Origin of the sequence: Nitriliruptor sp. (assembly GCF_040882075.1) — a bacterium.
Lineage (GTDB): Bacteria > Actinomycetota > Nitriliruptoria > Nitriliruptorales > Nitriliruptoraceae > Nitriliruptor.
Genome location: NZ_JBBEBZ010000128.1, coordinates 1 through 3,140, shown reverse-complemented (window position 1 = coordinate 3,140; position 3,140 = coordinate 1). Strand labels below are relative to the sequence as shown.

General features: G+C 69.0%; 3 protein-coding genes. All 3 read left to right on the top strand.

Features of this window, described 5'->3' with window-relative positions; translation table 11 throughout:
• Window positions 1-42: 42 nt before the first annotated feature.
• A complete protein-coding gene (locus WEB03_RS07765; protein ID WP_368070379.1) occupies window positions 43-1,212 on the top strand; it encodes a betaine/proline/choline family ABC transporter ATP-binding protein in 1,170 nt (389 codons plus the stop codon).
• Window positions 1,212-2,030: an ABC transporter permease gene (locus WEB03_RS07760; protein WP_368070378.1), complete on the top strand. Its 819-nt coding sequence runs from the start codon at window positions 1,212-1,214 to the stop codon at window positions 2,028-2,030. Before WEB03_RS07765 ends, WEB03_RS07760 begins: the two co-directional genes overlap by 1 nt.
• A gap of 95 nt (window positions 2,031-2,125) precedes the next feature.
• A partial coding sequence (locus tag WEB03_RS07755; RefSeq protein ID WP_368070377.1) for a glycine betaine ABC transporter substrate-binding protein occupies window positions 2,126-3,140 on the top strand: 1,015 nt, incomplete at its 3' end.

Genomic DNA, 3,140 nt, shown 5'->3' with positions numbered 1-3,140 from the left:
ACCACCACCACCACCACCACCACCTCGCCGCCGGGCGAGGTGATGATCGAGCTGCACGAGCTCACGAAGCGTTTCCCCGCCACGACCGAACCCGCGGTCGACCGGGTGTCGATGTCGATCCCCGAGGGGGAGATCGTCGTGCTCGTCGGGCCCTCCGGGTGCGGCAAGACCACGACGATGAAGATGATCAACCGGCTCATCGAGCCGAGCTCGGGACGGATCGTCATCGCCGGTGAGGACGTCACCACGGTGGATCCTGACCACCTGCGGCGCCGGATCGGCTACGTCATCCAGCAGGTGGGTCTCTTCCCGCACCAGACCATCGCCACGAACGTGGCCACCGTGCCCCAGCTGCTCGGCTGGGACCGGTCGCGGATCACCGCGCGCGTGGACGAGTTGCTCGAGCTCGTCGGGCTCGATCCGTCGATGTACCGCGACCGGTACCCGAAGGAGCTGTCCGGCGGTCAGCGTCAGCGCGTCGGCGTCGCACGCGCGCTCGCCGCCGACCCGCCCGTCCTGCTCATGGACGAGCCGTTCGGTGCGATCGACCCGATCACCCGGACCCGGCTGCAGAACGAGTTCCTCCGGCTCCAGTCCACGCTGAAGAAGACCATCGTCTTCGTCACCCACGACATCGACGAAGCCATCAAGATGGGCGACCGGATCGCGATCCTCCGCGAGAGCTCGCGCATCGCGCAGTTCGCGACGCCGGAGGAGATCCTGACCTCACCGGCCGACGAGTTCGTCGAGGACTTCGTCGGATCGGGTGCCACCCTCAAGCGCCTCAACCTCACCCGGGTCCGGGACGTCGAGATCGTCGAGGACTGCCTGACCGGCACGGTCGACGAGGACCGCGAGACCCTCCGGCAACGTCTGCAGGCCTCCGAGTGGACGACCCTGCTGCTCCTCGATCACGACCGGCGCCCCCTGCGGTGGCTCCGTGCCCCGGACTTCCGTCACGACCATCCTGTCGCTGCGCTCGGCCTGCCTGCGGTCGCGCTCGTCGAGCCGCAGGCGACGCTCGCGGACGCGCTCGAGGAGATGTTGGTCGGCTCCGCGGGGGTCGCCATCGTCGTCGACGGCCGAGGTGCGCTGCAGGGGATCGTCGACATCGACACCATCACCACCTCGATCCGTGAGATGCGCGACGCGAACGTCGAGTACTACCGGGCCGCGAAGCTGACCGACCCGGGGACGGGGGTGTCGGCCTGATGGCAGGCACCGTCGCTCCCCCCGTCACCGACCCCGAGCTCGACGTCGAGGTCGATCCCGACGCACGCGGACCGCTGGGTACCGCGTTCCGCTACCTCGCGATGCCCCTGCTGATCACCGCGATCATCGGTGGGCTGTACCTGTGGGTCCAGGGCCAGGAGCTCGATTCGATCGAGCTCCGGCAGCTCGAGTCGAGCATCCTGTGGCCACGTTTCGTCGAGCACGTCCAGCTCAGCGCGCTGTCCACCTTCTTCGTGCTCTTCCTCGCCGTCCCGACCGGGATCCTCATGACCCGGCCACGCTTCCGCCGGTTCGCACCCGCGGTCATCGGCCTCGGCAACGCTGGCCAGGCGATCCCGTCGCTCGGCACGCTCGCCCTCCTCTACTTCCTCTTCGTCGCGGTCGACGGGCTGCCGAGCACGGGCCTCGTGCCCGTCACGGTCGCGCTCGTCGGCTACTCGTTCCTGCCCATCCTGCGCAACACCATGGTCGGGCTCGACCAGGTCGACCCCAGCGTCCTCGAGGCGGGGAAGGGCATGGGTCTCTCCGACCGCCGGATCCTGCGCCGCATCGAGCTCCCGCTGGCGGTCCCCGTCGTCCTCGCCGGCGTCCGGACCGCGCTGGTGCTCAACATCGGCACGGCCGCGCTCGCGTTCCTCTTCGGCGGCGGCGGCCTCGGCGTGATCATCCAGCGCGGCTTCCAGCTGAGCCGGACCCCGGTGCTGGTCACCGGCGCGGTGCTCGTCGCCGCCCTGGCCCTCGCCGCGGACTACCTGGCCGGCATCATCGAGGAGAAGCTCGCCCCGAAGGGTCTGTGACCCGCACCTCCAAGCTTCGTCCGCCGTCCCGGCGGACGATCCGACCGGGGCCCACCGATGGGCCCTGCGAGACACCCCAGACCGGAAGGCACCACGTGTTCCAACGACAGCGACGACACCTACGACTGACCGGCGGCATCGCCGCATCCATCCTCCTCCTGGCCGCCTGTGGCGGCGACCAGCTCGAGGGCGGCGGCGATGACGGCAGTGGCGACGGCACGGACGCTGGCGGTGAAGCCGCCGAGGCTGGCACCGAGTCGCTCGAGGGCGCCGAGATCACCGTCGGTTCCAAGGACTTCGACGAGCAGCTCGTGCTCGGCAACATCTCCAAGCTCCTGCTCGAGGACGCCGGCGCCACGGTGAACGACCAGATCAACCTGGGCGGTACCGATGCAGCCCGCGCCGCGCTCACCAGCGGCGAGATCGACCACTACTGGGAGTACAACGGCACCGCGTGGATCTCGTTCTTCGGCGAGACCGAACCGATCCAGGACCGCATCGAGCAGTACGAGGTCGTGCGCGACCGCGATGCGGAGGAGAACGGGCTCTACTGGCTCGACCCCTCCCCCTTCAACAACACCTACGCGATCGCGTACGCCAACTCGGCCAGCGACGACCTCGGCAACCCCGAGACCCTCTCTGACCTCGCCGACATCATCGAGAACGACCCGGACCAGGCGACCCTGTGCGTCGAGTCGGAGTTCTCGGCCCGCGACGACGGCCTGCCGGGCATGGAAGCGCACTACGGCTACGAGTTCCCGACCGCCAACGTGACGGTGCTCGACACCGGTGTGGTCTACAACGCCACCGCGCAGCGGGACCCGTGCAACTTCGGTGAGGTCTTCATCACCGACGGTCGCGTCGTCGCGCTCGACCTGGTCGTGCTCGAGGACGACGAGGCGTTCTTCCCGCTCTACAACGCCTCGCCCGTGTACGTCGAGGACGTCTACGAGCAGTACGGCCAGAGCCTGGCCGACCTCTACGCCCCGGTCATCGAGGCGCTCGACAACGACACGATGGCCGAGCTCAACGCTCGCGTCTCGTCCGATGGTGAGCGTCCGGCGGCGGTCGCGTCCGACTGGCTGACCGAGAACGGCTTCATCGGCGGCT